This is a genomic window from Stenotrophomonas sp. GD04145, assembly GCF_029835135.1.
In the GTDB taxonomy this organism is placed as follows: Bacteria; Pseudomonadota; Gammaproteobacteria; order Xanthomonadales; family Xanthomonadaceae; genus Stenotrophomonas; species Stenotrophomonas maltophilia_P.
The window spans coordinates 29,018-52,675 of record NZ_JAODZG010000024.1; the positions used below are offsets into that span (position 1 = coordinate 29,018).

The window sequence follows — 23,658 nt, forward strand, 5'->3', positions numbered from 1 at the left end:
GGGTTAGCGGGGGGAATGGTAACAGGAGACAGGGAGGCGGGGTGGGATGCTGCACCGGGCACCCGCGCAATCGCTGCGAAACGCCTGTGTGCGCCCGCGTAGTGCCAGCGAGGGGGCATTCACGGTCGGCAAGGAGGCCGAGTTGGATTCACGGCCCTGGCGCCCTTCTAAGAATCCGGAGCACGGGTAGTCAACACGTCCCCGACCAAGGGTCCATATTCAATGACACCGTCCTCTCCGCGCCGATACCTGATGCCCGCCCTGCAGGCAAGCGGTGCCATATCCCAAACCCATCCCTTGAGTTGGCGACGGGTATTCTCAGGCGAATAGAGCGGCATGTTCATGCGCAACCCGTGGTCCTCGCCCAGATCGAGCGTGCACATGACAGCGCCCTCGCCGTCATGCTCTTCGTCGAGATCCGGATCGTCAACGTGAGTGATGGTCGCAAGGAGAGGTTCAACATGGATCAATGCTTGCAGCGCATGTGGCATATCCGTGAATGATGGTGCTGCGCGGCCATCGCTGGGCTCCTCTACGAATGGCACGTCCAGCGTGACGCAACGAAAGTAGTGTTCACTTCGCCCCATCACGCCACGCCCACCGATGGCGGTTGCCATGTCCGCCAACTCGTCGGCACGGAGCAGAAGGGTCGTGTCATCTGCATGCATCGCCACCAGTTCTTCATCATTGGCGTCACTGCCCAGGGAATCTTCCCGCAGGGTGACGTCGAGCGCGACAATGTCATCCCCCTCAGAATTGCTGGAAATCTCGTAGGAGCCGCTGTAAACGCGCATCTCGGTGCGCTCGAACGTCTTGTGATGAATGCGCCAGAACAGCAAGTGGTACTGGCCGCTCGGCTGCAGCGCCAGCAGCCGATGCCAGTCGATGTAGGAAGACAGATACAGCCCGGCGAGTCCCGGGCCTGTTGCAATGCCTTCGAACATGGAGCGATGTTCGACTGGCAGCGCGTCGGCTACTGTCGTCGGCTCGTCGGTCTTCGACTTGGGCAAATCAACGGCATCGCGAAGGCGGCGATGCATGTCGAGCGCATTGACCTTTGCGACCCTTAGCGTCTGGGCCGAGAACAGCATCTGATCGACTTCATAAACTTCGCCGGGCGCGAGTGCTCCGCACGCTTCTCTTGCGGCCCGAGCCAACGCCGGTGAAATGAGCGTTTCGAGTGCCTCCTGCTCGCAAAGGAATGTGTTGAAGAAGTCATCCAGACTCCACGCCAAGTCACCCGTCTTCTTTGACACGGGATCGATGTAGGCCACGTCTTCGTCGGCTTCCGACAGTTTTCGGTAATAGAGAAGTGTGCCGAAAGGCGTCAGCGCGATGGGAATGCGCCGTACGGAATCGGGTGGCGAAACAATCCAGCGATCAAGCACGGATTGCCATTGCCGGGGATCGATCAGCGCGAGCTGAAGGTCGCCATAGAATCCGATACCTTTCCGGCGCCACAGATCGAGAAGGCCGGCGGGGAGAACACCCTCATAGGCGGAAACACGCTTATGGGGAGCCGGCGAAACCTGCCGCGACGGCCGATGCGTCTTGACGAAGCGATGTAGGGTGAGGCGGCGAGGGAGGACCAATGCATCTGTTCCTGTCATCAGACGTATGCCCAGTATCCTGCCCTCCCCGTTTGAGGATGACCATGACCAGAATCGACGCCGCATGGCTGGAAGCGTTCGACAAGGAGTTGCTGCATCTGTTCGCCATCGACCTTGGCAATACCGGCATGGACGAGTATCTGCTGGCTTGCTACGCGGACCTTCCGCCACGCGAGGCGGCACTCGCATTCGGAAGCGATTACGACCTGGAGCGCGACGATGCCCTGTGGCCTCGGCCGGGACTGGAGCCCTAACGTTAAGCCGTGTCGCAATTGCCACGCTTTCTCTATCAGCCCTTTGTGTCGGGTGTCGCTTTTGGGGCCTTGCACGGCGCCAAAGCGTGCTTTCTGCTGCGCATTCGGGCCGTAACTTAACAACGGCGGAAACCGCCGCACCACAGGGGTTCCGCCGCATTGGAGTCGTGTAACAATGCCGTAAGCGTCAGCACTTGTGGCCTCTGCGGCCCACGGTTCCTTGGCATCTCGCAGCCATGCGAGTACACCTTTGCATGCCACCTCACACAGGGTGGCGCGGGCGTCGAAAACCCGGTCAACAACCATGTGTTTGCGCTTGTCAGTCGGCGTCACGGTTACGTGGCGCCGGCTGGCAATCCGTTCGCGTTCCATGGCGGACGGTGCGTGGGGGCCTTCGGGCCCGCCGGATTGGTTGTTGACCGGTTTTCGAGCCACGCATCGTCCCGCCACCTTCATCGGTGGCGGTGCTATCTGTTCTGTACGGAGCATTGCCATGAACGAATCGAATTTCCGTTCCCTGCACGCGCAGTACGATCCGGCCAATTCCGAGCCCGAGCGCGACGCACCCACCGATCCCAACGGATTTGTCTCGACCCTGCGTCGCATCGGAAAGGGTGCGGCCGCAGATGGACAGCCGTGGCCGGAGCGGCATCAATTGCCTGGGCGTTGTCTTCAGCTGGCGGATGCGGACTGCGCGCTAGCGGGATTGCGCGTGGTGGCAGAGTTGATGCTGGCTGCGGAGCGGACTCGGCAGAATGGAGCGCCTGAGGAGTACGTGGGGGATCGGGTGATGGAGGGGTTGAAGATGGCTTGTGTGGCGTTGACTGCGCAGGTTACTGAGCGATTGCAGGTGCGGGAGTAGAGCCCAAGGCTTGCCTCAAGCAATAGGCTGTGGGCTGTCGTCGCGGCCCAATTGTCCGTTCGCCTTCGATCTGGAGGACTTCCAATGAGGTCTCTGACATACGCGGTACTGTGCTTGGCAGCGCTGATTGGTTCAGCGCTCGCCCACTTCCACCTGCCAAAATGCTATCTGGAGCTGAAGACCTACCTCAAGGTCTCAGCTGCAGAGTTTGCTGTCATGCACGAGGAAGCCCTAAGCTTAGCGGCTAAAGATGCAGCGCTCGGTGCCAGACGCTTTGAAGCAAGGTACGTCGAACTCACTTGCCAAGGTGAGCCAGTTCTGCTGGTGGACAACTCCTCAGCACAGTTGTTCATCCTAGGCTTCATAGGCCGAGCCATTGAGGTGCCTTGCGTTCAACCTCTACTCCAGCACTGGAGTAGCCGACTGCTTCCAGCCGATTAGGGCTTTGCAACTGAACTCCACATACGAGACGCATCGACGGACCTGAACAGTCTTCGATTTGCGCTGACACACTACCCTCTTCCACCCCAAGCCATCAGCGGCTCATTGTGTCGTTTACGGCATACTCTCCCCGGAAGCGCCACGCGCGGTCGAGGACAGGGGAAGGCTGTGAGCAGGTGGACTGACGACGAATTGGCTGCTGCCGTCGAGGCGTATCGCCAAATGGAGGCGCGTCTCGCCGATGGATTGATCCTTGAAAAGGCCAGGTTCTATCGGGACCTGGCAACCCGCCACGGGCGCACGCCCAAGGCGTGGGAGTACCGCATGCAGAACATCTCTCATGTTTTGGATCAGGCAGGGAAGCCGTGGCTACCCGGGCTTCTTCCAGCATCGAACGTGGGTGCGAGGGTTGAGCCGAAACTTGCCAAGCTCCTTGGGCTTTCTGGTGAAGCGCTCACATCGGTCTGCGGTCCTGCAAGGGAACTGTTGGAGCAGGAGACTAAAGCGGCAGAAGCATCTGGCAGTTTCTCCCCAACAGACGAGGTTGACGAGAGGCAGCGTGTGCTCGCGGCTATTGTTCGGCGCCGCGGCCAGCCTGTGTTCCGTCAGGCACTACTGGAGGCGTACGACGGTTGCTGTGCTATGACGAGGTGCAATGTGGTCGATGCGCTTGAGGCGGCCCACATCCGCCCCTACTCCGGCCAATCGAGTAGCGTGGTCAGCAACGGCCTGCTGTTGCGCGCGGACGTTCACACCCTTTTTGATCTCTACCTTATCGCCGTAGACCCTGTGTCCTTGCGGATGTCTCTGGCGCCTGCATTGCACCAGTCAAGCTATAGCGACCTTGCCGGCATGGAACTGGCATCTCCAGTATCAACGACGCTTTCGGCCAGCCCTGATTCGCTAGCCTGGCATCGGTCGCAGTGTACCTGGGTTTAGAAGAGCTTCCCCTGCGCGGTTGTCTCAGCTTCTGAGACAGCAGAGGGAGATCCTTCCGTCCGGATTTCACTTGCCTCACTTGACGTATAGATCAATAATCGAAGCGTATCGAATACGGAAGCCGGGCGTGACGACCCTCCAAGAACTAGGCTGTCAGGTAGCTGCTAGGCGTAAGCAGCTGGGCCTGAAGCAGATCGACGTAGCGAAGGCCAGCGGCGTGACTGCTGAACTGCTTTCACGATTCGAAAGGGGGCGCCTTTCTGAGCTCGGCAGCAGGAAACTGATTGCAGTGCTGTCGGCTTTGGGTATGGAAATCTCACTCAGCACGACGCCATCATTCATTTCGGAAGAAGGATGATCGCGTCCAAATCTATGTGGACCATTGGTCCAATCAAGCAAAATTCACTGGAGTACTGGAATGAGATCGGTTGAGCTTTTCGCAGGAGCCGGCGGTTTGGCCATGGGATGCGAAATTGCCGGTTTCGAGCACTTGGCCGTGGTCGAATGGGACAAGTGGGCGTGCGACACGGTCCGCGAGAATCAACGGCGCGACTACCCCCTTGTTCGTGGATGGACCCTGCACGAAGGTGATGTCCGCTCGTTCGACTGGTCTTCCATCCCGCAGGACATTGAGCTCCTGGCTGGTGGCCCACCCTGCCAGCCATTCTCTATTGGCGGTAAGCACAAGGCGCATGAAGACGGACGGGATATGTTCCCGGCGACTGTCGAGATCATCAGGCAGCTGCGACCGAAGGCCTTCATTGTTGAGAATGTGAAGGGGCTGACTCGCGCCAAGTTCGCGAACTACTTCCATTACATTCAACTGCAGTTGGAGTTCCCAGATGTTCCTCCTCGCAAGGATGAGGACTGGTCAGATCACCTCGCACGCCTTCAGGTCGAGAAGACATCGGGCAAGCGGAAGGGCAAGGGTCACACCTATAACGTCATCCCTACTTTGGTGAATGCTGCGAACTTCGGCGTTCCCCAGAAGCGTGAGCGTGTGTTCTTGGTGGGCTTCAGAGACGATCTTGGCTTGGAATGGTCGTTCCCGCATGAAACCCATAGCTACGATGCTCTTTTGCATGACCAATGGGTGACCGGGGTCTACTGGAAGCGTCACGGCATACGTCAGCCCAAGATGCCCGCAAAACTGGCGGCTCGGGTCGCTAAGTTGCAGCAGTTCCGTACGATGCTGCCGACGCAGGCATGGCGGACGGTTCGAGATGCACTGCAGGGGCTGCCAGATCCAGAGGGTCGCGAAGCAAAGAAGTTTGCGAACCACATCTATCAGGCAGGTGCACGCTCCTATCCTGGTCACACTGGCAGCCCCCTCGATCTGCCGGCTAAGACGCTTAAGGCTGGCGGCCACGGCGTGCCCGGCGGCGAGAACATGCTAGTGAAGGATGACGGTTCGGTGCGCTACTTCACGATTCGCGAAAGTGCTCGAATTCAGACGTTCCCTGATGGCTTCCAATTCCATGGAAGCTGGTCGGAAACCATGCGGCAGCTTGGGAATGCAGTCCCAGTACTGCTGGGCCAGCGGGTTGCGGCCAGTGTTGCGGAACAGCTCGCGATTGCGGGACTGTCGCAAATCGCCAAGAATGAAGCAAACACCAAAAGAAAGCGCGCATGACGGCCAAAGTAATTCCATTCAACCCACTGGATAAGAAGAACCTTGGCGCGAGCGTTGCCGAGGCTCTACTTACGAAGGAGGTGCACCCACTTGGCCAGCTTCCCCAGTTTGATGGTGCGGGCATTTACGCCATCTATTACACAGGCGACTTCGAAGCTTACGAGCAGATCGCCCGGCTCAACAACGATGGAAAGTTCATGCTACCCATCTACGTGGGGAAGGCTGTCCCCGCAGGTGCTCGTATGGGTGCGGGCACCGATGTTCCACCTGGCAAGGTTCTCTTTAAGAGGCTTAAGGAGCACGCAGACAGCATCAAGGCTGCGACGAACCTAAACGTTGAGGATTTTTCCTGCCGATTCTTGGTTGTCGACGACATCTGGATCCCACTGGGCGAGTCTCTCATCATCTCCCGTTTCACGCCCCTGTGGAATTCGCTGATTGATGGATTCGGGAACCACAACCCAGGAAAAGGGCGACATGCAGGCATGAGACCTCGTTGGGATGTGCTCCATCCTGGACGCGAGTGGGCTCAGCGCTTGGCAGAACGCCCGGAATCGCAGCTGAGAGTGGCGGAGGATGCTGCCACCTATCTTCGCGTCCTTCCGCCATGCATCTCAGATCGCTTCGTTGAGGCAGACGGCGCATGAACTATTGGCATGTTGGTGCTGAGCCCCCCTAATCGGCTCTTCTAACTTGTCGAGCGCCGGGGAATGTGTACCTTCACCTTTCGAGCAAACGTGAAACGAACGTCTTTCCGGACCAATACAAGATGAAGGCAGATGTATCACTCCATCTAGCCTACTCAATTCAAGAAGGTGCGAGCTTGAGGAAATTCACCTTCTTGGGGCAACTTTGATCATCGCCTTCAGCTCTGCATTGCGACACCGAATGCAACTGCGGGTGTTCGGATAGCCATTAGCGCTATTTGCGCACTCTCAGATGTGGAACGCGGCGTCTACACGCCGCCCTTGTACGACCATTTACAAAAGGAAATGTAATGACACCGTACCTCAATCTGAATGGCGATTCCAACATTGTTTCCTACGAAGCAACTGCCACGTCCATCCATGTAGTTTTTGCCAGTGGGACGTGGAGGAACTATCTATATGATGACACAAGGCCCGGCTCGGCCATTGTCGACCAGATGAAGGTACTCGCAGCCCAGGGGCATGGACTTAACTCATTCATCTCAAAGTCCGTAAGGACCAATTACGCCCAGAAGTGGTGAACACACCTCACACTGCGCAGGCGAAAGTGGGGCGATTTATTCGCCCCACTTCTTACTACCTTGTAATGAAGCAACGCCCCCTGCTCAGGTCAACCGGACAATATACCGGCCTAGATTCCCAGCACTAGCATTTGAGTGGCAACAGAGCTTCCGGTCTATCAACCGACCCAATGATTTCGGAATAAACCATGAGCAAGTATAGGCACTTACTCTTCGCAGATCCGAGTTCGACTAGACAGCAAGCGAGCTTCCCGTAGTTTTCTAGTAGACCGACACAGCGCCCACCAGATCACACATGAAAGCAGGTTGCTACGCAACCCAATAATTTACGTACAACCACATCAAGATAACCAGATTAGTTGGCGTGCTCTAATTGTTCAGCAGCACAATCGCGGCCGATGTATTCACGCACCGCGCGAATAAAGGAAGAGAATCGCCCAAGCCCGCATGCACCTGCAATCCTATAGGCGAATGAATGCCCCTTTACATGTCCACACAAGCCCAGCCTCTTAACGTGATGGTAGAGAAGATGCAATACAAATTTTCCATTCACGTTGACTAAACCATTCGTCGTGAAGGCTCTATCCATCTCATTTTCAAACGCTTCTCTGCAGCCGACAACACCGAGCTCCGAGAGCTTATTAAATACTGAATCAACATAGCTGTTGATCAACCTTTGATCAATTGTGCACCGCCTATCTCTATAGACGAAATTTTCGACCGAGCTACCGGTATTCGGAAGTCCTAGTGAGAATTTTTGGACTAATAGAAAGGCCCGATGAAGACGATCAAGTGGCAAAGACCATCGCTGTATTACAGTGTCGAAATCAACTCCAGCCTTGACATCCGCTCTTTGCAGTTTTGGAAACTCCTGAACACAGAGCTCCACCAAAGCATCCTCATCAATTAGAAGGTTCTCAATTCCATACTGATCAAGGTAGAAAAGACTATCAAGACGCACGACCGAGTCAAGTAGATCATCGAAATCCTTATCAACAATATAAATTCTTCTAACCCCTTCATACTCGGCATGCTCAGCCAACGCATGCTCAATAACCTTTCTTTTTCCGCCCTGCGGAAATATCTGAATCCCCTGAAAATCAGGGAAACACTTACGCATCAAGAGCTCGTACAGATTCTCCTGATCCACATCTTCAACGAAGAAGTGAAAGCCCGGCGATCCAGCGAAGAAGAGATCCCTAACGCCGAGAGCATCCGCCCCATATTCAGGTATTGACGAGTTAGACATCCAACACCACACACTTGTCGCGATAACGTGAAACAATCTCTGGCGAGTGAGTCGCCATAATGACCTGGGTTCCGATAGGCGACTGATCTAGAATTGCCCCCACAAAGCTTCTTTGCCACTTAGGATGCAGCGAGAGCTCCGGCTCATCTACAATGTAGACATGATTGCGCTTAGAGATAAACGCCAAGAATGTTATTAGAATAAGAATCTGTTTCTCACCCGAAGACATTCTATCTACTGACAAGTACGCTCCGCTTGCGCCGTCCCTACTCAGGTGCTTAAAACCAAGCGTGCCATCCGTCTCATTGAATCCGATAACTTTGCCACTCTCTCGAAAGAACAGATTCAAAGTACCAAGATACGAACCTAGCACCTCGAAAGCACGCAAACTTTTTTCTTCGAAATCTCTGAACGCCTCTGCAAGGCCGTGTATCTGCCTGTATTGCGCATAAAATGCCCTGCGAAGCCCCGGATCATTTTCACCGTGGTGAAGTATCTTCCGAGCCTCCTCGAAGTACTGAGCGATGCTCTCGGCCACATCAGAATCAACATCCAAAGATGTGTAAAGAAGATTAGAAACCTTACTTTCGAGAATAGCAAGTTCATCAATTGTAACCGAATGAACTGGCTCACTCCTCATCCGAAGAAATGAACTCTTAAATGCGGAAACTATTATTTGAGACTTGAGCGAGTCATTGAGCCCGTTCAGCTTTTGAGAATATGCCGCATACTTACGCCTAGTCACATCCTGAACCTTGCCAATAGGCGACCTGCGCCTTACCCCGCGCGGCAATTGAGCGTCAATATATACTTCACCATCGGATTCGGCCGTAATCGTTCTATCAAGCGAAATGCAAAGCGGATCAGCCAGATCCTTCAGGAACGCCCAAGTTTTCTTCTCGTGCGGCTCAGGCGAAAGATTGGCGTAATAACGTAATGCCGCACTCATGTCCTCTTCTGATCTAATTGAAGAAGATGGCTTTTCGATTTGAATGTTTAGCGGCTCACCATCGAAGTCTCCGCCGGCCACCTGCACGCTCAATGCGTGAGAGTTGCGCTGAGCTACGATCGTATAATCCTTCCCGCCACGCTCGAAGAATAGTTTAATTGAATGAAAATGAGTGCATGCAAGCCTGCCAAGATTCGGCTTCGTCATCCATTCTATACAATTAAGGATACTGGTCTTTCCGCTGCCGTTAATACCAACTAGAAGATTCAATCCGGGATCAAAGTCGACATTCTTTGTAAAACTTCCATATAGCCGGATGATTTCAAGGCGCTTTATTCTCAACTGTCCACTCCTTGGGTATAGATAATCTCTACCGCACAAGCGCCTCACAGAAGTAAGGCGCCCCAATGGAGCGCCTTACATTCGGTCTAGCCTTGTATAATCCTATCAAACCCCAACAGGATTAGCCTTCTCCGGATCAATCTTGTACTGCTTGATCGCCCGGGCTACATCCTTCGCGGTCATCTTCCCTTCCTTCGCCAGCGCCGCAATCGCGGCATGCGCGATGTAGTACCGGTCAACCTCGAAGAAGCGACGCAGGTTCGCACGCGTATCCGAACGGCCGAAGCCATCGGTACCCAGCACCGTGTACGACATCGGCACGAACGCGCGGATCTGGTCCGCATACGCACGCACGTAGTCGGTAGCGGCAATCGCCGGGCCCTGGCGGCCTTCCAGCAGCTCGGTCACGTAGGCCTTGCGCTGCTCGCCTTCCGGATGCAGGCGGTTGTGGCGCTCCACATCGAAGCCGTCGCGGCGCAGTTCGTTGAAGCTCGGGCAGCTCCAGATATCGGCGGTCACGCCGAAGTCCTTGTCCAGCAGCTCGGCGGCGGCGATGGCTTCGCGCAGGATGGTGCCCGAACCCAGCAGCTGCACGCGCAGCTCGCCCTTCTTCGGCTTGCCGGCGTCGGTCAGCAGGTACATGCCCTTGACGATGCCCTCGGCTGCGCCTTCCGGCATGTCCGGGTGGGCGTAGTTCTCGTTCATCAGGGTCAGGTAGTAGTACTCGTCTACCTGGTCTTCCATCATCGCCTTGGTGCCGTGCTGCAGGATCACCGTCACTTCGTAGCCGAAGGTCGGGTCGTAGCTGCGCACGTTGGGGATGCCACCGGCCACCAGATGGCTGAAGCCATCTTCGTGCTGCAGGCCTTCACCGTTCAGCGTGGTGCGGCCGGCGGTGCCACCCAGCAGGAAGCCGCGGGTGCGCATGTCGGCGGCCTGCCAGGCGATGTCGCCCACGCGCTGGAAGCCGAACATCGAGTAGTAGATGTAGAACGGCAGCATCGGCACGTTGCTGACCGAGTAGCTGGTACCGGCGGCCATCCACGAGCTGATCGCGCCCGGCTCGCTGATGCCCTGCTGCAGCACCTGGCCGCTCTGGTCTTCGCGGTAGAACATCAGCTGGTCGGCGTCCACCGGCTTGTACTTCTGGCCGAACGGGGCGTAGATGCCGATCTGGCGGAACAGGCCTTCCATGCCGAAGGTGCGGGCTTCGTCGGCCACGATCGGCACGATGTGCGGGCCCAGCTCCTTGTCGCGCAGGGTGATGTTCAGGCTCTGCACGAACGCCATGGTGGTGGAGTAAGTGCGTTCGCCGCTGCTCTTCAGCAGGCGCTCGTAGGTTTCCAGCTTCGGTGCGTTGAAGCTCTTGTCGGCCTTGCGGCGGCGCTGCGGCAGGTAACCACCCAGGGCGGCACGGCGCTCCTGCAGGTACTGCACTTCCGGCGAGTCCGGGCCCGGGTTGTAGAACGGCACCTGGCCGTCCTTGAGCTGCTCGTCGGTCACCGGAATGTTGAAGCGGTCGCGGAAGTGCTTGACGGCTTCGTCGTCCAGCTTCTTGGTCTGGTGGGTCGGGTTCAACGCTTCACCGGCGCTGCCCATGCCGTAACCCTTTACGGTCTTGGCCAGGATGACGGTCGGCATGCCCTTGGTGTTCACGGCCTGGTGGTAGGCGGCGTACACCTTGTGCGGGTCGTGGCCACCGCGGTTGAGGCGCCAGATGTCGTCGTCGGACAGGCCGGCGACCATCGCGGCGGTCTCCGGGTACTTGCCGAAGAAATGCTCGCGGGTGTACGCGCCGCCGAAGGCCTTGCAGTTCTGGTATTCGCCGTCGACGGTTTCCATCATCAGCTTCTTCAGGACGCCGTTGGTGTCCTTGGCCAGCAGGGCATCCCAGTAACCGCCCCACAGCAGCTTGATGACGTTCCAGCCGCCGCCGCGGAACACGCCTTCCAGTTCCTGGATGATCTTGCCGTTGCCGCGCACCGGGCCGTCCAGGCGCTGCAGGTTGCAGTTCACCACGAAGATCAGGTTGTCCAGGCCTTCACGGCCGGCCAGGGCGATGGCACCCAGGGTTTCCGGCTCGTCCGACTCGCCGTCGCCGATGAAGCACCACACCTTGCGGTCGGACTTCTCGATCAGGCCACGGTTTTCCAGGTAACGCATGAACTGCGCCTGGTAGATGGCGGCCAGCGGGCCCAGGCCCATCGACACGGTGGGGGTCTGCCAGAAGTCCGGCATCAGCCACGGGTGCGGGTACGAGGACAGGCCACCGCCGTCCACTTCCATGCGGAACTTGTCCAGCTGCTCTTCGCTGATGCGGCCTTCCAGGAAGGCGCGGGCGTAGATGCCCGGGGCGCTGTGGCCCTGGATGAACAGCAGGTCGCCGGGGTGGTTGTCGCTCGGGGCGCGCCAGAAGTGGTTGAAGCCCACGTCGTACAGGGTGGCGCCGGAGGCGAACGAGGCGATGTGGCCGCCCAGGTCGCCCGGCTTGCGGTTGGCGCGGACCACGGTGGCCATCGCGTTCCAGCGGATGATCGAACGGATGCGCCATTCCAGCTCGGCATTGCCCGGGCTCTTGGCCTCGAACTGCGGCTCGATCGTATTGACGTATTCGGTGGTGGGAGAGAACGGCAGGTAGGCGCCCGAACGACGGGTCAGCTCCACCATGCCTTCCAGCAGCTGATGCGCGCGCTCGGAGCCCTCGACATCAATAACGGCCTTCAACGACTCGATCCACTCCTGGGTTTCCACAGGATTCGGGTCGTTGTTCAGCACCTCGTTCAACCAGTTCATTAGCGCTCCCATAACCGCACGCACGCGCGCGACTGTTGTATAGATATCTAGACCGCAAAGTGTAGCGCACCAAGGGCTTTCGTCACTTGGCTACGCTGGCGTATGGACGCATGCAGCCAGTGTCCGCAAGGCATGTCCCGCCTGTCTTCGGCGGGCCAGCAGGCGCGCTGCAGGCCGCTGCGGCGGGCCTTGGACCGCTTCAGACACGTCGCGATTGCCCGCCTGGCGCATGTGCAGAACGAAGTGTTACCCAGGGCGATGACCGTTGTAGGGCACTGCCGACCGCGTGTGGGCCTACGCCGGGGGCACCGCAGCTGAATGACTGATGCGGTGTCGCGCCCGGCTCTGGACCGGGCCGCGCCGGCCGCGCAAGGTGGCGGCGAGTGTTGGCACTGCCGCAACGGCCCGCCGTCTGGCTGCCTCGCTCCCTTCCACAGTGGTCCCCGGGGCGCACCGCAAGGGCGCCCTTTCTGTGTACGTGGCCCAAACGCGGCACGGTTGTGGCCGGATCGATGCTTGCCGGCGCCTGCCCTATCGATATATCGTTTCGATACTCGTTACCGATATATCGAAATGAGCCGTTCCCCTTCCCCCAGAACCCGTTCCAGCGAATCGGCCGTGCCCCGCCGCCATGGCCAGCCACGCGTGCTGAGCCGGGGCGACCTGCGCCTGCTGGTGCTGGCCCTGATCGGCGAGCAGCCGCGCCATGGCTACGAGCTGATGCAGTTGATCAGCAACCAGTTCCTGCAGGCCTACACGCCCAGCGCCGGCACCATGTACCCGCTGCTGGCGAGCTTCGAGCAGGCCGGCTGGGTGGCATCGGAGGAAGTGGATGGCCGCCGGGTGTTCCGCATCACCGCCGCCGGCGAGTTCGAGCTGAAGGTGCAGCGCACCCAGGTGCGCCTGGCCCAGCGACGGGCCTTCGATCGCGCCCGCGAGATCACCAAGGCATCGCTGCCACCGCCGCTGGCCAGCGCCCTGCGTGACTTCAAGCGGGCGCTGGTGCATCACCACGGCCGCTGGGCCGAAGGCGAGGCCGAGCAGGTGGCGGCGCTGCTGTCGCAGGCATCGGCACTGATCAACGGCACCACCGGTAGCGAGCCCACCTCTTCAACGACCCAGCCAGACTGACTCCAGCCAGGTCTCCCCCTACGCCGCGCCCCCTGCGCGACACCTTTACAGGTATTCCCATGACTGAGCATCACAACGCGCGCCTGCGCCTGGATGTGAGATTCCGCGAACTGACGGTGCTGCGCACCGAGGTGGTCACCCCGCACATGCGCCGCGTCGTGCTGGGCGGCGATGATCTGGCCGGCTTCGATTCGCCCGGCGCCGACGACCACATCAAGCTGTTCTTCCCCAACGCCAGCGGCGAAATGGTGCTGCCGGTGCTGACTGCCGAAGGCCGCAGCTACCCGGACGGCAAGCAGCCGTCTCCGGCACGCGACTACACCCCACGCTGGTGGGACCACGACGCCGGCGAACTGGCCATCGACTTCGTGCTGCACGACCAGGGTATTGCCGGGCCATGGGCCGAACGGGCGCAGCCGGGCGACAGGCTGGTGATCGGCGGCCCGCGCGGCTCGTTCGTGGTGGCCGACAGCTACGACGCCTATGTGCTGATTGGCGATGAAACCGCGCTGCCGGCCATTGCCCGCTGGCTGGACGTGCTGCCGGAGGGCGCCGAGGTGCAGGCTTTCATCGAAGTGAGCGACGAAGCCGAGCGTCAGGACCTGCCGCAGTACGAGAACGTGCAGATTCACTGGCTGGAGCGCAATGGCTTCCCGGCGGCCAGCAGCACGCTGCTGGAAGACATGCTGACCGACTTCGAGGCGCCGGAGGGCGACACGTTCTACTGGATCGCCACCGAATCGCGTCGCGCACGGATGATGCGCAAGTTCATCGAAGGCCATCTGGGCGTGCCGCGCGACTGGATCCGCTCGACCGGCTATTGGAAGGCGCACCCGGACGATACCGACGGCGACTGAGCGCGCCGCGCTGGCCTCAGTCTGCGTGAGCCGGGCATGGCCCGGCTCTGCAGCAGGCAGCCACCGGGATGTGTTGCTGTCGCCATCCGAACCGGTGCGCGGCCCAGATCTCCAGCGCCATCAGCAGCACAACGACCAGCCACGGCAGCAGCAGGCCGAAATACACGCCCGGCATCATGCCGTTGATCTGCGCTTTCACCAGCCGCAACACGCCGCGGGTGTGCAGCAGTTCGTCCACGCGCATCGTCAGCGCTTCGCGCACCACCGTCGGCTCCACGCCCAGTACACCGGCCTTGTCCACCAGGGTGTCTTCCACCAGCCCGCGCAGCACGCCTTCGCGCACCTTGCCGATCACCCAGCCACTGGCGCGTGCCAGTACGCCATCGCCCAGGCCATCCAGTACCGGCAGCGGGTGTTCGCTGAGGTAGGCCGAGGCGACGGCTTCGGCCACATCGCCCACCGTGCCTTCGCTGTGCAGCGCATCGCGCATGCGCGGGTCGTCAAGCGAGTCGGTGAACCCGTGGCTCCACTGGGCCACGAGCGTCTGCAGATGCGGCTGGAAATGGTCCATCTGCTGGAGCAGCGCGCGGTGCGCGCCCGCGGTGAAACCCAGCTGCAGGCCGAAGAAGGCGGTGCCCAGCGGCAGCAGCAGCGCGTAACTGGCCAGCAGCCAGTGATGCCAGCGCCTGCGCCGCTGCAGCCAGCCGCGGCGGCGCAGCGCGTACCAGCCGGCCAGGCCGACCATGAGGCCCAGCAGCGCGCCCAGCACGCTGCCCACTGCCAGATCGAGCACGCTCAACCCGGCCCAGAATTCGTTCAACCAGTACTGCACGTCCTGCATGGCCTTACCTTCCGTGGATGAAACAGCAGGCGATTGTAGGACCGGGTTCACTGTTGGTGGCTCTTCGGCCCATGCCACGGGGTCAGACCCCTTGTCCCACGGAGCGGCGCATGACGCCGGCATCGGATCGAGCCGGGCAGATGCGACAATCGCGCTCCTTCCCAGTTGCAACGAGGCCCCTGTGGGCAAACTGACCTTGGCCGGCGTCGATGCGCTGCGCTCGCGCTTCAACGACGACGACGCCTGTGATGGCGCGCTGGCGGCCTTCGCTGATCCGGCCGCCCTGCGTGCACCGCTGCGGGACCTGTTGGACGCCGAACGCCGGTTCCTGCAGGCCGAGTACGAAGTGGCGCAGGTGGCCGATGTGCTGCGCCGCGACCAGAAGTACGCGCCGGTGGGCAGGCCGTCGGTGCATATCGTGCAGCTGCGCAAGCAGCAGGCGGCGACCAGGCAGGCCGCGTTGATCGCACGTCAGGTGGTGGCGCAGGCCGCGCAGACCTTCGTGCGGGTGAGTGGCATGACGGTGAAGGCCAAGCAGAGCCCGAGCGAGGCGTGTGCAGCGTGGCTGGGCGCGCTGCGCTGAGCGCACGTACCCGGTAGCGGCCAACGCGCGTTCCCGGCGCTAAAAAAGAAGGCCCGCTTCGCAGCGGGCCTTCTGCCTTCTCACGACGAGTGAGCGGGGTGCATCAAGCGGCCGGCTTCTCGCCAGTGGCTTCGGTGGTGATGCGGATCTTCACTTCATCGCTGACGTTCGGGGCGTAGGCGCCCACGCCGAAATCGCTGCGCTTGAGGGTGGTGGTGGCATCGAAGCCGGCGGCCGGAACCTTGGCCATCGGGTGCTCGCCGCCGCCGTTGATGGTGACGTCCAGGGTCACCGGCTTGGTGATGTCCTTGATGGTCAGATCGCCAGTGACGGTCAGCTTGTTGGTGCCGGCCGATTCCACCTTGGTGCTCTTGAAGGTGGCCGCCGGGAACTTGGCAGCGTCGAAGAAATCGGCGCTCTTCAGGTGCTCGTCGAACTTGGCGGTGAAGCTGTTGAGGCCGCTCAGCGGCAGCTTCACTTCAACGGTGGACTTGGTCACGTCGGCGGCGTCGTACACCAGGGTGCCTTCAGCGTTGCCGAAGTGTGCGCTCGGGTTGGAGAAGCCGAAGTGGCTCCACTGCGCCAGCACGTCGGTGTGGCTCGGGTCGAGCTTGTAGGTGCCCGAGGCGATCTGGATCGCTTCGGCGGCGGGCGCGGCAGCGGCAGCATCGGCAGCCGGGGTGGCGGCCGGCTGTTCGGTGGCGGCCGGAGCGGCAGCATCAGCGGCCGGGGCAGCGGTATCGGCCGGCTTGGAGCAGGCGGCGATGGCCAGGGTCAGGGCCAGCGGCAGCAGCAGTTTACGGGTGGCGCTCATCTGAGGAACTCTCCGGATCGTAGGGTGGGTACAGGGTGCAGCAATGGCCCGCCGCAACCGGCGGGCCCGAAACCGATACAGCGACTTACGCGATGCGCGCCGCTTCGTCGAACGACAGACGCGGCAGGCGCGGGAACAGGCCCGCCGGGTCACCGTACCCCAGGTTGACCAGGAAATTCGACTTGATGCTGGTGCCGGCGAAGAAGGCTTCATCGACCTTGGCCGGGTCGAAGCCGGACATCGGGCCGGCATCCAGGCCCAGCGCGCGCGCGGCCAGGATCAGGTAGGCGCCCTGCAGGCTGCCGTTGCGGATGGCGGCCTCGTGGCGGCCTTCCTGCGGGCCGTCGAACCAGGACTTGGCGTCGGCGTGCGGGAACAGGTACGGCAGCTTCTCGTGGAAATCCAGGTCGAAACCGATGATGACGGTGACCGGTGCGGCCATGGTCTTGTCATGGTTGCCTTCGGACAGCGCGGGGGCCAGCTTGGCCTTGGCTTCGGCCGACTTCACGAACACGAAGCGCGCCGGGCTGGCGTTGGCCGCGGTTGGGCCCCACTTCACCAGCTCGTACAGTTCCTGCAGCAGGCTGTCGTCCACCGGGGTGTCGAGGAAGGCATTCTGGGTGCGGGCGGTGCGGAACAGCTGATCCAGTGCGGCGGCGTCAAGCGCGTGGGACATCGGTGCATCTCCAGGGCGGCGAAGGGGAGTCAGTGCCCGCGGGCAACGCGGGGCGAAACGACCAGCCGCAGTGTAGAGTGTCGCGACTGTTGCAACACCCAGCAGGGCTGAAACGAATTAATGCCAATGGTGAAACGATCGAGCGCACCGTGGACGGTCACCGATGGCCGTGCAGGCAATGTCCGCCAAGCGGTCGCGCTGGCCTCGGCGCTGCGCCAGGGCACCTATCGACCCGTGGTACTACAGCCTCGGGCGCCCTGGCGCTGGGTCACCCCGCGGCGCCTGCCCGGGGATGCCAACGGCTACGGCGATGCGTTCGCGGCACTGGCTGCCGAGCCCCCTGCGCTGGCGATCGGCTGTGGCCGCCAGGCCGCCGGTGCGCTGCGCGTGCTGCGCGCCCGCGGCACGCAGGTGGTGCAGATCCTCGACCCGCGCATCGGCGCCAGGCATTGGGACGTGGTGGTGGTACCCGAGCATGATCGCCTGCGCGGCAGCAATGTGCTGACCTTGATCGGCAGCCTCAACCCGGTCGATGACGACTGGCTGGCCTGGGGACGGGCCGCGTTCGCCGGCTTCAGCACCCTGCCCGGTCCGCGCACTGCACTGCTGGTGGGCGGCCCGACGCCGCTGGCGCCGTGGGACGAAACGGCGATGGTCGGTGTGTTCCGCGCCCTGGCCGCGCAGATCCGCAGCGAAGGCGGCAGCCTGCTGGCCACCACCTCGCGACGCACCCCGCCGGCACTGGCCGAGATCCTGCGCGCGACCTTCGCCGACCTGCCGCACGTGATCTGGGGCGACGGCGGCGACGGGGTGAATCCGTATGGCGGCCTGCTCGGCTGGGCCAACCGGGTGGTGGTATCGCCCGATTCGGTGAACCTGCTCTCTGAAGCCTGCGCCACGCGCATGCCGGTGATGGTGGCGCTGGCGGAGACCGCGCAGGGACGCCTTGCCCGCTTCCAGCAGCAGCTGCACGAGCGCGGGCGATTGCAGACACGCTGGCTGGACTGGCAGTACGACCGCATCGAACCACTGCGCGAAACCGCGCGCATCGCCGCCGAGGTCAGGGCGCGGCTGGCATTGGGGTAACGCCCCACCGTTGACGGCTGGTGTGTTCCTGAACGGGTGGTTTTGGATTTGCCTTTGGCCGGGCGGATAATGGGCGATTCCCCTTGTCCTCCTGGCTCGCCATGTCCGTGCGTCCCGCCCCCGTTTTTGCCCCGCTGACCCCGCGCGCCCTGGTGCTGGCCGTGCTGGCGATGGGCGCGGTGGTGCTGCTGTCGAACGTGCTGGTGCAGTACCCGATCAACGACTGGCTGACCTGGGGTGCGTTCAGCTATCCCGTCGCGTTCCTGGTGAGCAATCTGATCAACCGCCGCTTCGGCCCGGGACCGGCCCGGCGCGTGGCCTGGATCGGTTTCGCGGTGGCGGTGCTGTTGTCGGTCTGGGTGGCGACGCCGCGCATCGCCATCGCATCGTGCTCGGCCTTCATCGTGGCGCAGCTGCTGGACATCACCGTATTCGACCGCCTGCGCCGGGGCAGCTGGTGGCGTGCGCCGATGGTAGCCACCACCTGCAGCGCGACGGTGGACACCACGATCTTCTGGTCGATCGCCTTTGCCGGTTCCAGTCTGCCGTGGGTGAGCTGGGCGGCAGGCGATCTGGCCGTGAAGCTGGCCATCGGCGTGTGCCTGCTGGCGCCGTTCCGCGCGCTGCTGTGGAAGATGGCGCCGCTGCGCGCGGAAAGCGCGCGGTGATTCCGCCGGGCATGGCCCGGCGCTACCGTTGCGCTTGTTTGGATGACGCCGGCATGGCGCGGCGCGCCTGTTCGGGTAGCGCTGGGCCATGCCCGGCGGCCTCGCCGCCGATCAGCCGAACGGCAGGCCGGCCGCCCGGCAGGCCGCACTGATTGCTGCGCAGGCCGCTTCGATGGCCGGTGTGGTCGGTGCCAGCCGCGGGCGACGGTCCAGCGTGCAGGCCAGGCCCACATTCAGCAGAGTGGCATGCGCAGCGTGCAGTGCCTGCGCGGTGGCAACCGGCAGGAATTCCGCTGCGGCCAGTGCATCGATCAACGACGGCGTGTCGCGGGGTGACAGCAGCGCCGGTTCCTGTGCACTGCGCTCGAGCACACCGGTCTGCAGCAGGAACTCCAGGTCCACCACGCCACCGGCGCCCTGCTTCAGGTCGATGCGCGCGGCATCGCTGCGGTCCAGTTCGGTGCGCATGCGCCCTCGCATCTTCAGCACATCGGCATAGAGGGTGGCGTGGTCGCGTGCACGGCCCAGGGTCTGCGCACGCACCTGCTCGAAGTCGGCCAGCAGGCTGGCATCACCGGTCACGCCGCGCGCACGCACCAGCGCCTGATGCTCCCAGGTCCACGCGCGTTCGCGCTGGTATTCGGTGTAACTGGCCAGGGACGAGACCAGCGAGCCTTTGCCGCCGTCCGGCCGCAGGCGCACGTCGATGTCGTACAGCCGACCGGCGGCGGTGACCGCGCCGAGCAGGGCCATCACCTTCTGTGCCAGCCGCGCGTACCAGCGTCCCGGCTCCAGCGCGCGCGCGCCATCGCTGGCCTCCACGCCCGCCGGATGATCGTGCAGGAACACCAGGTCCAGATCGGAACCGAAGCCGAGTTCGAGGCCCCCCAGGCTGCCATAGCCGATGATCGCAAAGCGCCCGCCGGGAATGCCCCCGTGCGCGGCCTGCATGTCGGACTCGGCCATGGCCAGCACCGTGACCACCACCGCCTGCGCCAGCTCGGCCAGTTGGCGGGTGCTGTCGACCGCGCCCTGGCGGCCGTCCAGCGTGGCCATCGCCATGCGGAAACTCAGGGCCAGCCGGGTTTCGTTGAGCCAGCGCAACGCGGCTTCCGGGTCTTCGACCGTCAGCGCCTGCTGGCATTCGGCCAGCATGCCGGCCGCATCCGGCATCGGGCCGGACACGCGCACGTCCAGCAGTTCGTCCAGCAGCAACGGATAGGCCGCCAGGCGCTCGGCCAGCAGCGCGCTGCGCGCCAGCACATCCACCAGCCGCGCCAGCGCACTGGGCTGTTCGTCCAGCAGGGCCAGATAACTGGTCCGGCGCAGCACCGCCTGCAGCAGGCCGAGTACGCGCTTCAGTGCGGCATCCGGTTGCGGCGAGCGCGTGGCGGCGTGCAGCAGCGCCGGCAGCACGCGGTCCAGCCGCGCGCGCGCGGCGTCGGACAGCGACTTCACGCCGGTGCTCTGCGCGAAATCGCGCAGCGACTGATCGGCGCCGTTCGCATCGAGGAAACCGGCTTCGGCCAGCAACGGCGCGTCACTGCCACCCGGCAGGCTGCGCCAGTAGTTGGCCAGCGCATCCGGCGCCGCCTGGCCCTTGCGCGGTGCCAGCAATGCAGCGAACTCGGTGCTGACCCGCTGCTGCTGCACGGCCAGTGCAGCGCGCAGCGCTTCCCAGTCGGGGTAACCCAGGCCCAGGGCGATGCGCTCGCGGTCGATCGCATCGCTGGGCAGCACATGCGTCTGCGCATCGCGCAGCATCTGCAGCCGGTTCTCCAGGCGGCGCAGGAACAGGTAGGCCTGCTCCAGCGATGCGCCGTCTTCGGGCGCGATCTGGCCCGCCGCCACCAGCGCCTGCAGCGCCACCAGCAGGCGACGTTCACGCAGGGCCGGTTCGCGGCCGCCACGGATCAGCTGCAGTGCCTGGCACAGGAATTCGATTTCGCGGATACCACCTGCACCGCGTTTGATGTCTTCATGCAGTTCGCGGCGGGCGACTTCAGCCGTGATCGCAGCCTTCATCTCGCGCAGTCCGTCCAGCGCGGTGAAGTCCAGATAGCGTCGATAGACGAACGGGCGCAGCGTCTGCAGCCACGCCTCACCGGCGGCGATATCACCGGCCACGGCACGTGCCTTCAACCAGGCGTAGCGCTCCCAGTCGCGGCCCTCCCGCTGGAAGTACTGGTCCATCGCAGCGAACGACAGCGCAACGCGGCCGGCACTGCCGAACGGGCGCAGGCGCAGGTCGACGCGGTGGCTGAAGCCATCGACGGTGGTTTCATCCAGCAGCTTGGCCAGGCGCTGGCCGAGCCGCGCGAAGTATTCTTCGGCGGCCAGCGGACGCGGTCCGTCCGATTCACCGCCCTGCGGGTAGGCGTAGACCAGGTCGATGTCGGAGCTGAAGTTGAGTTCGCCACCGCCGAGCTTGCCCAGGCCAAATACGACAAGTTGCTCGACGCGGCCCTCGTCATCACGGATCACGCCGTGGCGCTGTGCGAATTCCTGCTGCAGGGCGTCCAGCGCCAGCCGCAGGCAGTCTTCGGCCAGGGCGGTGGCGCCGGCCAGGGTCTGCGCCACGTCATCCAACCCTGCCAGATCGCGCCAGACCAGGCGGGTCGACATAGCTGCACGCCAACGCCGCAGCTGCGCCGGCCATTCACCGGGCTGCACCGGGTCGAGCACCGGCGTCGGCAACGGCGGGCACCCCGGCTGGGCCAATTGCGACAACAGGGCGGGCTGCCGCACCAGCGTGTCCAGAGCGAAGTCACTGGCGATGGCCAGTTGGGTCAGCAGGGGCCGCAGGTCGGCCGGGATCGGTTCCGGAACCACCTGGGCCAGGCGCGACAGGGCACGATCAACCAGGGGCTGCAGCGCGGCGGGCAGTTCGGCGGGGGCGAGGGTCATGCGTTGATTCTCGCGGCGCCGGGCGCCTTTGCCAACGGCGGGAAGTCGCTGCGCCGCCGTCCATCGCGCGCATTCATCCTGGGCATCGGGCAATAAAAAAGCCCGCTTGCAGCGAACTGCCAGCGGGCTCTGCTCCCTCCCCCACGTCGGGATGCAGGGCCATCCTGCGGGCTGCGAAAGGACTTTGCACGCTGCACTGCAAAACAGAACCGGCGGGTATGGATAGCCCCGCCCGCGAAAAGCCATTCCACGAAGGTAGCCCCCCCGTACGCCGGGGGATGGCCGATAATCGAGGCTCCCCCCAGAAACACTGTCGTCATGTCTGTTGATCGCATCGCCAACGCGCGTCTCCGCGACCGCGTGGTCTCCGCCGAGGCCGCAGCCGCGCTGATCCAGCCGGGTGAAACCGTGGCCATGAGCGGGTTTACCGGCTCGGGCTATCCCAAGGCCGTCCCCGTGGAACTGGCGCGCCGCATGGAAGCGGTGCATGCCCAGGGCCAGCCCTTCCAGATCAAGCTGATGACCGGCGCCTCCACCGCGCCGGAGCTGGACGGTGCGCTGGCCAAGGCCGATGGCATCGCCATGCGCATGCCCTTCCAGAGCGACCCGGATGCGCGCAACCGCATCAATGAAGGCAAGCTGGATTACATCGACATCCACCTCAGCCACGTCGCCCAGCACGTCTGGTTCGGCTTCTACGGCGAGATCGACACCGCCGTGGTGGAAGTCTCGGCCATCCGCGAGGACGGCTCGCTGGTGCCGTCCACCTCGGTCGGCAACAACAAGACCTGGCTGGACCTGGCGAAGAAGGTGATCGTCGAGGTCAACGAGTGGCAGCCGGCCGGCGTCGATGGCATGCATGACATCTACTACGGCACCGCGCTGCCGCCGCATCGCAAGCCGATTCCGCTGGTCAACGCCAACGACCGCATCGGCGATACCGCGCTGCGCTGCGACCCCGACAAGATCGTGGCGGTGGTCCGCACCAACGGCCCGGACCGCAACAGCCCGTTCAGCCCCATTGATGCGACCAGCGAGCAGATCGCCGCGCACCTGATCGACTTCCTCAAGCACGAAGTGAAGCACGGCCGGCTGCCGCCGAACCTGCTGCCGCTGCAGTCCGGCGTGGGCAACATTCCCAATGCGGTGCTGGCAGGCCTGGCCAGGAGTGGTTTCCGTGATCTGGCCGCGTTCACCGAGGTGATCCAGGACGGCATGCTCGACCTGCTGCGCGACGGCGTGCTGAGCTATGCCTCGTGCACGGGCTTCGCGCTGAGCCCGCAGGCCAACGAGACGTTCAAGGAGAACATCGACTTCTACCGCGAGCGCATCATCATGCGCACGCAGGAAATCTCCAACCATCCCGAGCTCGTGCGCCGGCTGGGCTGCATCGGCATGAACGGCATGATCGAGGTGGACCTGTACGGCAACGTCAATTCGACGCACGTGATGGGCACGCGGATCATGAACGGCATCGGCGGCTCCGGTGACTTTGCCCGCAACGGGTTCCTGTCGGCGTTCCTCAGCCCGTCCACGGCGAAGAACGGCACCATCTCGGCGATCGTGCCGATGGCCAGCCACGTCGACCACACCGAACACGATGTCTCGGTGATCGTCACCGAGCAGGGCCTGGCCGATCTGCGCGGCCTGACCCCGCGCAAGCGTGCGCAGGTGCTGATCGACCGCTGCGCGCACCCGGATTTCCGCCCGCAGCTGCAGGACTACTTCGACCGCGCCAGCCGTGAGAGCTATGGCAAGCACACCCCGCACCTGCTGCCGGAAGCGTTGTCCTGGC

20 protein-coding genes are annotated in these 23,658 nt (G+C 62.6%); 12 read left to right on the forward strand and 8 right to left on the reverse strand.

Annotated features, from left to right (window positions below):
- Positions 1–167 precede the first annotated feature (167 nt).
- Complete coding sequence (locus N7367_RS12800) at positions 168–1,592, reverse strand: GAD-like domain-containing protein (protein WP_279942513.1); 1,425 nt, start codon at positions 1,590–1,592, stop codon at positions 168–170.
- Between the two features lie 62 nt (positions 1,593–1,654).
- On the opposite strand from N7367_RS12800, the gene N7367_RS12805 reads away from it, so the two are divergent.
- From N7367_RS12805 to N7367_RS12830, 6 genes are all read left to right on the forward strand, one after another.
- Positions 1,655–1,864, forward strand: coding sequence for a hypothetical protein (locus tag N7367_RS12805; protein WP_279942514.1), 210 nt, complete (start codon positions 1,655–1,657; stop codon positions 1,862–1,864).
- 493 nt (positions 1,865–2,357) lie between these two features.
- Positions 2,358–2,726, forward strand: a complete 369-nt coding sequence (locus N7367_RS12810) for a hypothetical protein (RefSeq protein WP_279942515.1) — start codon at positions 2,358–2,360, stop codon at positions 2,724–2,726.
- A 609-nt stretch (positions 2,727–3,335) separates the two neighbouring features.
- The gene (locus N7367_RS12815) at positions 3,336–4,106 is read left to right on the forward strand and encodes an HNH endonuclease (protein WP_279942516.1); all 771 of its coding nucleotides are present in this window, start codon (positions 3,336–3,338) and stop codon (positions 4,104–4,106) included.
- 127 nt (positions 4,107–4,233) lie between these two features.
- The gene (locus tag N7367_RS12820) at positions 4,234–4,464 is read left to right on the forward strand and encodes a helix-turn-helix transcriptional regulator (protein ID WP_279942517.1); all 231 of its coding nucleotides are present in this window, start codon (positions 4,234–4,236) and stop codon (positions 4,462–4,464) included.
- Between the two features lie 60 nt (positions 4,465–4,524).
- On the forward strand, positions 4,525–5,739 hold the full coding sequence (locus N7367_RS12825) for a DNA cytosine methyltransferase (protein WP_279942518.1): 1,215 nt from the start codon (positions 4,525–4,527) through the stop codon (positions 5,737–5,739).
- Positions 5,736–6,386, forward strand: a complete 651-nt coding sequence (locus N7367_RS12830) for an Eco29kI family restriction endonuclease (protein WP_279942519.1) — start codon at positions 5,736–5,738, stop codon at positions 6,384–6,386. The genes N7367_RS12825 and N7367_RS12830 overlap by 4 nt, the downstream gene beginning before the upstream one ends.
- A gap of 936 nt (positions 6,387–7,322) precedes the next feature.
- Here the strand turns inward: N7367_RS12830 and N7367_RS12835 are convergent.
- Genes N7367_RS12835 through aceE form a run of 3 tightly spaced genes read right to left on the reverse strand, consistent with a single transcriptional unit; the run spans position 7,323 to position 12,300 of the window.
- A complete protein-coding gene (locus N7367_RS12835; RefSeq protein WP_279942520.1) occupies positions 7,323–8,216 on the reverse strand; it encodes a DUF4435 domain-containing protein in 894 nt (297 codons plus the stop codon).
- Positions 8,209–9,555 carry an ATP-binding protein gene (locus N7367_RS12840; protein WP_279942525.1) on the reverse strand — a complete coding sequence of 449 codons (1,347 nt, stop codon included), beginning with the start codon at positions 9,553–9,555 and terminating at the stop codon, positions 8,209–8,211. The genes N7367_RS12835 and N7367_RS12840 overlap by 8 nt, the downstream gene beginning before the upstream one ends.
- 57 nt (positions 9,556–9,612) lie before the next feature.
- Positions 9,613–12,300: a pyruvate dehydrogenase (acetyl-transferring), homodimeric type gene (gene aceE / locus N7367_RS12845; protein ID WP_065175416.1), complete on the reverse strand. Its 2,688-nt coding sequence runs from the start codon at positions 12,298–12,300 to the stop codon at positions 9,613–9,615.
- A gap of 573 nt (positions 12,301–12,873) precedes the next feature.
- Here aceE and N7367_RS12850 point away from each other — a divergent pair.
- Together N7367_RS12850 and N7367_RS12855 are read left to right on the forward strand one after the other, a co-directional pair.
- Entirely contained in the window at positions 12,874–13,431 is a 558-nt protein-coding gene (locus tag N7367_RS12850) for a PadR family transcriptional regulator (protein WP_053520111.1), read from the forward strand.
- A 59-nt stretch (positions 13,432–13,490) separates the two neighbouring features.
- Positions 13,491–14,288: a siderophore-interacting protein gene (locus tag N7367_RS12855; RefSeq protein ID WP_065175417.1), complete on the forward strand. Its 798-nt coding sequence runs from the start codon at positions 13,491–13,493 to the stop codon at positions 14,286–14,288.
- Positions 14,289–14,304: 16 nt separating this feature from the next.
- On the opposite strand, the gene N7367_RS12860 is transcribed toward N7367_RS12855, so the two are convergent.
- Positions 14,305–15,129, reverse strand: a complete 825-nt coding sequence (locus N7367_RS12860) for a hypothetical protein (RefSeq protein ID WP_279942521.1) — start codon at positions 15,127–15,129, stop codon at positions 14,305–14,307.
- A 181-nt stretch (positions 15,130–15,310) separates the two neighbouring features.
- On the opposite strand from N7367_RS12860, the gene N7367_RS12865 reads away from it, so the two are divergent.
- Positions 15,311–15,712 carry a hypothetical protein gene (locus N7367_RS12865; RefSeq protein ID WP_065182556.1) on the forward strand — a complete coding sequence of 134 codons (402 nt, stop codon included), beginning with the start codon at positions 15,311–15,313 and terminating at the stop codon, positions 15,710–15,712.
- 103 nt (positions 15,713–15,815) lie between these two features.
- Here N7367_RS12865 and N7367_RS12870 read toward each other — a convergent pair whose 3' ends face one another.
- Positions 15,816–16,526, reverse strand: a complete 711-nt coding sequence (locus tag N7367_RS12870; protein WP_074902043.1) for a YceI family protein — start codon at positions 16,524–16,526, stop codon at positions 15,816–15,818.
- Between the two features lie 85 nt (positions 16,527–16,611).
- A complete protein-coding gene (locus N7367_RS12875; protein ID WP_053520115.1) occupies positions 16,612–17,202 on the reverse strand; it encodes a malonic semialdehyde reductase in 591 nt (196 codons plus the stop codon).
- A 126-nt stretch (positions 17,203–17,328) separates the two neighbouring features.
- On the opposite strand from N7367_RS12875, the gene N7367_RS12880 reads away from it, so the two are divergent.
- Both N7367_RS12880 and N7367_RS12885 read left to right on the forward strand, forming a co-directional pair.
- Positions 17,329–18,288: a mitochondrial fission ELM1 family protein gene (locus N7367_RS12880; protein ID WP_164151055.1), complete on the forward strand. Its 960-nt coding sequence runs from the start codon at positions 17,329–17,331 to the stop codon at positions 18,286–18,288.
- 101 nt (positions 18,289–18,389) lie between these two features.
- Positions 18,390–18,956, forward strand: coding sequence for a queuosine precursor transporter (locus N7367_RS12885; protein WP_053520117.1), 567 nt, complete (start codon positions 18,390–18,392; stop codon positions 18,954–18,956).
- Between the two features lie 111 nt (positions 18,957–19,067).
- Here N7367_RS12885 and glnE read toward each other — a convergent pair whose 3' ends face one another.
- Positions 19,068–21,863: a bifunctional [glutamate--ammonia ligase]-adenylyl-L-tyrosine phosphorylase/[glutamate--ammonia-ligase] adenylyltransferase gene (gene glnE, locus N7367_RS12890; protein ID WP_279942522.1), complete on the reverse strand. Its 2,796-nt coding sequence runs from the start codon at positions 21,861–21,863 to the stop codon at positions 19,068–19,070.
- Between the two features lie 318 nt (positions 21,864–22,181).
- Here glnE and N7367_RS12895 point away from each other — a divergent pair.
- Positions 22,182–23,658: acetyl-CoA hydrolase/transferase family protein (locus tag N7367_RS12895; RefSeq protein ID WP_279942523.1), on the forward strand; the 1,477-nt coding region annotated here is incomplete at its 3' end.

What these genes read in the sequence shown, in the direction of transcription:
- N7367_RS12805 (WP_279942514.1), top strand. Translation starts at nt 1,655, where the DNA reads ATGACCAGAATCGACGCCGCATGGCTGGAAGCGTTCGACAAGGAGTTG.
- N7367_RS12810 (WP_279942515.1), top strand. Translation starts at nt 2,358, where the DNA reads ATGAACGAATCGAATTTCCGTTCCCTGCACGCGCAGTACGATCCGGCC.
- N7367_RS12825 (WP_279942518.1), top strand. Translation starts at nt 4,525, where the DNA reads ATGAGATCGGTTGAGCTTTTCGCAGGAGCCGGCGGTTTGGCCATGGGA.
- N7367_RS12830 (WP_279942519.1), top strand. Translation starts at nt 5,736, where the DNA reads ATGACGGCCAAAGTAATTCCATTCAACCCACTGGATAAGAAGAACCTT.
- N7367_RS12835 (WP_279942520.1), bottom strand. Translation starts at nt 8,216, where the DNA reads ATGTCTAACTCGTCAATACCTGAATATGGGGCGGATGCTCTCGGCGTT.
- aceE (WP_065175416.1), bottom strand. Translation starts at nt 12,300, where the DNA reads ATGAACTGGTTGAACGAGGTGCTGAACAACGACCCGAATCCTGTGGAA.
- N7367_RS12850 (WP_053520111.1), top strand. Translation starts at nt 12,874, where the DNA reads ATGAGCCGTTCCCCTTCCCCCAGAACCCGTTCCAGCGAATCGGCCGTG.
- N7367_RS12855 (WP_065175417.1), top strand. Translation starts at nt 13,491, where the DNA reads ATGACTGAGCATCACAACGCGCGCCTGCGCCTGGATGTGAGATTCCGC.
- N7367_RS12860 (WP_279942521.1), bottom strand. Translation starts at nt 15,129, where the DNA reads ATGCAGGACGTGCAGTACTGGTTGAACGAATTCTGGGCCGGGTTGAGC.
- N7367_RS12870 (WP_074902043.1), bottom strand. Translation starts at nt 16,526, where the DNA reads ATGAGCGCCACCCGTAAACTGCTGCTGCCGCTGGCCCTGACCCTGGCC.
- N7367_RS12875 (WP_053520115.1), bottom strand. Translation starts at nt 17,202, where the DNA reads ATGTCCCACGCGCTTGACGCCGCCGCACTGGATCAGCTGTTCCGCACC.
- N7367_RS12880 (WP_164151055.1), top strand. Translation starts at nt 17,329, where the DNA reads ATGGTGAAACGATCGAGCGCACCGTGGACGGTCACCGATGGCCGTGCA.
- N7367_RS12885 (WP_053520117.1), top strand. Translation starts at nt 18,390, where the DNA reads ATGTCCGTGCGTCCCGCCCCCGTTTTTGCCCCGCTGACCCCGCGCGCC.
- glnE (WP_279942522.1), bottom strand. Translation starts at nt 21,863, where the DNA reads ATGACCCTCGCCCCCGCCGAACTGCCCGCCGCGCTGCAGCCCCTGGTT.